General features: G+C 26.6%; 6 protein-coding genes. 3 read left to right on the forward strand and 3 right to left on the reverse strand.

The annotated features are described in order from the left end of the window. The first annotated feature begins 185 nt into the window (after positions 1–185). Positions 186–707 carry a ferritin-like domain-containing protein gene (locus RDJ14_RS03940; protein WP_308150079.1) on the forward strand — a complete coding sequence of 174 codons (522 nt, stop codon included), beginning with the start codon at positions 186–188 and terminating at the stop codon, positions 705–707. Between the two features lie 65 nt (positions 708–772). On the opposite strand, the gene metG is transcribed toward RDJ14_RS03940, so the two are convergent. Genes metG through RDJ14_RS03955 form a run of 3 tightly spaced genes read right to left on the reverse strand, consistent with a single transcriptional unit; the run spans position 773 to position 5,150 of the window. Further along, positions 773–2,353 (reverse strand): methionine--tRNA ligase, encoded by a 1,581-nt coding sequence (gene metG, locus RDJ14_RS03945; protein ID WP_308150080.1) that lies wholly within the window; start codon positions 2,351–2,353, stop codon positions 773–775. Between the two features lie 5 nt (positions 2,354–2,358). Beyond that, positions 2,359–3,678, reverse strand: coding sequence for an adenylosuccinate lyase (gene purB / locus RDJ14_RS03950; protein WP_308150081.1), 1,320 nt, complete (start codon positions 3,676–3,678; stop codon positions 2,359–2,361). Between the two features lie 2 nt (positions 3,679–3,680). Further along, on the reverse strand, positions 3,681–5,150 hold the full coding sequence (locus tag RDJ14_RS03955) for an adenylosuccinate synthase (RefSeq protein WP_308150082.1): 1,470 nt from the start codon (positions 5,148–5,150) through the stop codon (positions 3,681–3,683). Between the two features lie 111 nt (positions 5,151–5,261). Between RDJ14_RS03955 and RDJ14_RS03960 the strand changes: the two genes are divergently transcribed. After that, complete coding sequence (locus tag RDJ14_RS03960) at positions 5,262–5,522, forward strand: hypothetical protein (RefSeq protein WP_308150083.1); 261 nt, start codon at positions 5,262–5,264, stop codon at positions 5,520–5,522. A 187-nt stretch (positions 5,523–5,709) separates the two neighbouring features. Beyond that, the coding region (locus RDJ14_RS03965) for a hypothetical protein (protein ID WP_308150084.1) at positions 5,710–6,020 on the forward strand (311 nt) is incomplete at its 3' end.

The following is a 6,020-nucleotide window of genomic DNA, read 5'->3' on the forward strand; positions in this document are numbered from 1 at the left end:
AACAGTAAAATTACTTGGTAATTTACTACTAGTTAAAAATGCTGCTACTGTTAAAATTCCTGTTAGAACTACAGTACTAATAATTAATAAAATATATGATGAAGGGGATTTTAAAATTTTATTAAACGAATAATTAAAAATGTTATAATATAAAAGAAAATTTAAAGAAAGAAGGTATCTTAATTATGATTAAAAAAATTAATGATGATTTAAATCAATACATCAGTGAACATTTAAAATATCAAATGCTAAGTTTAAAATTAAGTAATGATGCTAACCAAAAAGGCTTTCCTGGCTTTGCTCATTTTTACCAAGTTGAAGCTGCTGATGCTGTTGTTCATATTCGTAAAATTGCTAACTATTTAATGGACCAAGATGCAGAAGTTGAAATTAAAGACATTAAAGTCCCAACATTTACTACAAAAAATATTGAAGAAACAATGAAAAAACTAAAGTCTACTAAAGAAGAGTTACTTGACCTTACTAATAAGTTAGTTAAAAGTGCACGTGACAATAACGACAATTTAACAGCAAAATTCTATGACTGATTTTTAATTGATTTCTATGAAGAAATTGCTTTTGAAAAAGATTTACTAGATTGAATTGCTATGTCAAATAGTAACCTTTATAAAATTGATAAACGTTTAGGTAAAACAGAAGAACCTGATACTTTAAAAGTTATTGTTCCGTTTTATGAACCTGAATAAGTATTAAAAAATTGAATGTCTTAAAAACATTCAATTTTTTAATTTAATTTTTTGAAATGCAAAAACTAAAAAGCAGAACTTAAAAACTTTAATTCTTCTTCAATATTTAATCGAGGAAACAATAATACTGTTTTATTAACTGTTTTACTAGCAATGGCATTTAAATCAACTTTAATAGACGGTATACTAATTTCTTTTAAACCTAATTGTTGGTGGATCTTCAAAGCACTATTAGTTAAAACAGGGCTTAACAAAGCACTACTAATAACTAAAATATTACTTAGTAGATTTAAAACATTATGCAATTCAGCAATTTTATTATTTTTAAATAAATCTCATGGTTTAGTTAAATCAATTAACTTATTACCTTTACCTATTAATTCAAAAACAGTATTAATACCATCTTGAATTTGATATTCATCCATTTGTGTATTAAAATCACTAATTGTAATTTTAATATTACTAATGATATCTTTTTCATCTGTTCCTAAATGTTTTAAGTTTAAACTAGGAATTTTACTATCACAATATTTTATAATCATTGTCACAGTTCTTGATAATAAATTACCTAAATCATTAACAAGATATGAATTATAACAATTTAAAAATAATTCATGACTATATTTAGCGTCATGACCAATGATAATTTCTTTCATTAAAAAGAAACGTAAGCCATCAACGTTATAGCGATTAATTAATACTAATGGATCAATAACATTACCTTTTGATTTAGACATCTTACCTTCTTCATTAGTAATTCAACCGTGCGCTAAGATTTGCTTTGGTTGACGCAATCCTAAAGCCATTAATAAAATTGGTCAATAAATCATATGAAAACGACTAATTTCTTTTCCTACTAAATTAACAATTTCACAATTTGAATCTACTCAAAATTTTTTAAAATTACTATCATCTGCTTGTAAATAACCTAAAGCCGTTAAGTAATTGCTTAAAGCATCAATTCAAATATAAACAATATGCTTAGGGTCTTCTACAACAGGAATTCCTCACGTAAAACTCGTTCTAGTAATACTTAAATCATTTAAACCATGAGCAATAAAATTATTAATCATTTCCGTTTTCCGGTTTACAGGTCATAAAAATAATGGGTGTTGGTCATAATAACTTAATAATTTTTTAGTATACTTGCCTAATTTTAAAAAATAAGTTGGTTCTGATAAAGCAGTAACACTGCCACTGCAAGTTTTACAAGTATTATTAGGTTTATTAATTTGCGTATCTGTGACAAATTCCTCACAAGATACGCAATATAATCCTTCATAATCACCAAGATATACATCATCTTGTTTTAAAAGTTTGGTAAAAATTTTCTGAACAGTTTCAATATGATTTTTATCAGTTGTTCTAATAAATTTATCATAGTTAATGTCTAATTTTACTCATAAATTTTTAAATCCATCAACAATATCATCAACAAATTTTTGTGGTGTTTGTTGATTGGCTTGGGCTTTTTTTTCAATTTTTTGACCATGTTCATCGCTACCAGTTAGAAAGAAAACTTCATAACCATGCATTTTTTTATAACGAGCCAGTGTATCGGCAATCGTTGTTGTATAAGCATGACCTAAATGTAATTTGGCACTAGGATAATAAATTGGTGTTGTAATATAAAATCTTCGCGTCATGTTGTTTACTCCTTATTTGTTATTAATTTATTATCAAAGACACGAGTAAAAATATAATCAATGTTTTTTAAAAAATTATCATTATTATAACATTGGTTTAACTGTTCTGGTGATAAATATTTATAAATATTGTTTTTTTCTAAACTAGTTTTAAAATCAACATGAGTTTTTTGCGCTTCTAAAGTACAATTTTGCACAAAATCATATGCTATTTCTCTTGTTATTTTGGAATTATTCTTAATAATTGTCAGTAAGATTGGTTGTGAAAAATAAAGTCCATTGGCTTTAGCAATATTACTGGCCATCGCTTCTGTATTAACAACTAAATTGTCTAAAATACTAGACATACGAGTAATAATAAAATCTAAACTATGATAAATGTCAGGAATAATTACGCGTTCATTAGAACTGTGTGAAATATCACGTTCATATCACAATAAATTATTTTCATATGCTGCACTATTATAACTACGAATTAAACGCGCTAATCCGCAAATATTTTCACTACCAATCGGATTCTTTTTATGGGGCATAGAACTTGAACCTTTTTGACCAGAACCAAAACCTTCTAATAGCTCATTAACTTCACTGCGTTGACTTAAACGAATTTCTAATGCTATCTTTTCAATAGTTGTGGCAATAGCGCTTAATTGAGTAATTAAAAAGATATGGCGATCACGTTGCACTACTTGCGTGGCACAACTATCAGTTTCCATATTTCATTTTTTAGCAACTATTTCACTAACTTCTGGATTAATATGAGCAAAATTACCCATAGCTCCAGTAATTTTAACTACTTCAATTTGCTTGCGTGCTAACATTAATCTAACTAATTGCCGATTAATTTCATCATATCATAATGCAAACTTTAATCCTAGTGATGTTGGTTCACCAAAAATACCATGACTGCGACCAATCACTAATTGCTTTTTATATTTAAAAGCCAAATCTTTTAACTTAGATTGTAAATCTGTTAATGATTTAACAATAACTTCATTTGCTAATTTTATTTGTAAATTTAAAACACTATCAACCATATCAGTTGAAGTTAAACCAAAGTGAATTCAACGACTTTCATCTTTCAAATTAGCACTTAACATACGTGTAAAAGCTACAACATCATGTTTAGTTTCTAACTCTAACTTATCCATTAATTTAATATCCAACTTAACGTTTTTTTTAATTAATGAAAAATCTTGTTTTGGAATAATTTTAAGTTGGTGCAATGCTTCACAAACATCAATTTGAAATTTCATTCATAAAGTTAAACGATTTTCATTATTTCAAATTTGTTTCATTACTGGGGTTTCATAACGTTCAATCATTGTTACTCCTTAATAAAAATTGTTTGCTTACGGTCTGGTCCAACAGAAAATATTTTAATTGGTACGCCTGTTAATTCACTAATTTTATTTAAATAATTTTGGGCATTAATTGGTAATTGTGCAAAACTAGTAACTTTAGTAATATCTTCTGTTCATCCTGGCATTTCAATAAAATGTGGTTCGCATTTACTAAAATCAGCAATTTGTGATGGAATATAATTAATCATTTCACCGTTTAACGTATAGTGAGTACAAATTTTTAATGTTTCAATATTAGTAAGGACATCTAATAAAGTAATAGCTAAACTAGTAAATCCATTAATTTGGGCGCTATATGTAGCAATAACGGCATCAAATCAACCAATTCTGCGTGCTCTTCTTGATACTGTACCATATTCTTTTCCTGTTTCACGAATATATTCTGCCACCTTACCAGTAAACTCACTAGGTAATATCCCTGCTCCAACGCGTGTACTATAGGCTTTAGTAACACCAACAATTTCGTTAATTGATTTTAAGGAAATTCCAGTACCAACTGGAATTGAATTAGCACAAGGATTAGAAGAAGTGACAAATGGATATGTACCATGGTCTAAATCTAATAATGTACCTTGAGCACCTTCAAATAAAATTGATTTATTTCTTACTAATTGTTCATTTAAAAATTGACTACTATCAATAATTAAATCTTTAAAGTGTGGTAATAATTCTAATAATTGATTACAAATTATTTCAGCACTAAAAGTTTTTTCATAACCATAAACGTTATGTAAAATTTTATTTTTAATATCTAAATTATCGTTTAGTTTTTCTAATAAACTATCACGGTCTAATAAATCACCAATTCTAATTCCAATCCGATTAATTTTATCGGCATAACAAGGTCCGATTCCTTTTAAAGTCGTACCAACTGCTTTATCTCCCTTAGCTTTTTCTTCACATTGGTCGAAAGCAATATGATAAGGTAAAATAACATGAGCACGATTAGAGATTCTTAATTTATCACAATTAAAGCCAGCGGTTTTTAAATTTTCAATTTCTGAAACTAATTTTTCTGGGTTAATAACGCAACCACTAGCAATTACACAATAAGTATTTTTATTGAAAATACCTGATGGAATAATACTTAGTTTATACAATTCATTATTAAATACGATTGTATGACCAGCATTATCGCCACCGCTTCAACGAACAACAATGTCAGAAGTTTGACTGTAATAATCAGTAATTTTACCTTTTCCTTCATCTCCCCATTGACAACCAATGATGGCTGTTGTATTAAATTTTTTTGTTGATATTATTTCTGATTTTAAGATACTTGTATTTTGGGTAATAGTTTTATTTACATCAATCGCTTTTGTTTTTGATTTTACTACCTTTTTATTTTTAACAACAGGTTTTGTAGTTTTAGTTACTTGTGGTTTAGCAACTGTTTTTGCTTTTGTTTTACTTACATCAACTTTAGTTTTCATTGTATCTCCTTTAAAGTTTTTATTTTTGATAAATTAATAATTTAATTATATAATTATTTAATAACAAATATAGAATTTTGTTATTAAAAAAAATAAGGAAAAAATAGACATATGGATTGACGTAAAGCTAATGATGATACAATTGACCGTGCAGATAGTGATAGTACACTTTGTCCAACTTGTCAAGAAAAGGCACTACAAAGAAAATTAGAGAAAATTAAATTTCTAAATGAATATCAACGTAGTCAAGAACATATCGCGCTTTTAGAACAAATAGAAAAAGAATTAGAACGTATTAAGAAAGAAAAAGAAACGCAACTATTAGTATTCTTATGTAAGAAACATAAGAATACTAATAGTAATAGTGTTTAGTTATTTAATACAAATAAACTGAATAAAGTTTTTTAATTTGATATATTGTAACTTTTAGTGTTATTATTAATAATGTAAATAAATTAATATTTGATGTCAAGTCTATTCTAGTTCAGAAGAACTAGAATAGACTTTCTGTTTATTTACAAATATTTTAAAATTACATAAAGAAAGGTATGAAAATATCATGAATTTAGAAAAAAATATTATTACGAGTAAATTAAAAAAAATAGAAACATTAATAAAATCTAACAACATATATAATGCAAATAAAAAATATAAAAAACTATTAACTAACAAAAAATATAAAGAAATCTTTTCATCATGAGAAAGAAAAAGCAATATAGTAACCTTAGAAGATATAGAAAAATTACGAGAATATTTAAAAAACATGCCTAGTATTCCTACTTCTGATAGTGATTTTACTCCTAGTGCTCCTAATTTTTCTTTAGTTAATGATTCTATTCCTAGTGTTTCTCGTCCTTACTTATTTGATAA

It is taken from the genome of Spiroplasma sp. AdecLV25b (assembly GCF_030913225.1).
GTDB lineage: Bacteria > Bacillota_I > Bacilli_A > Mycoplasmatales > VBWQ01 > Spiroplasma_E.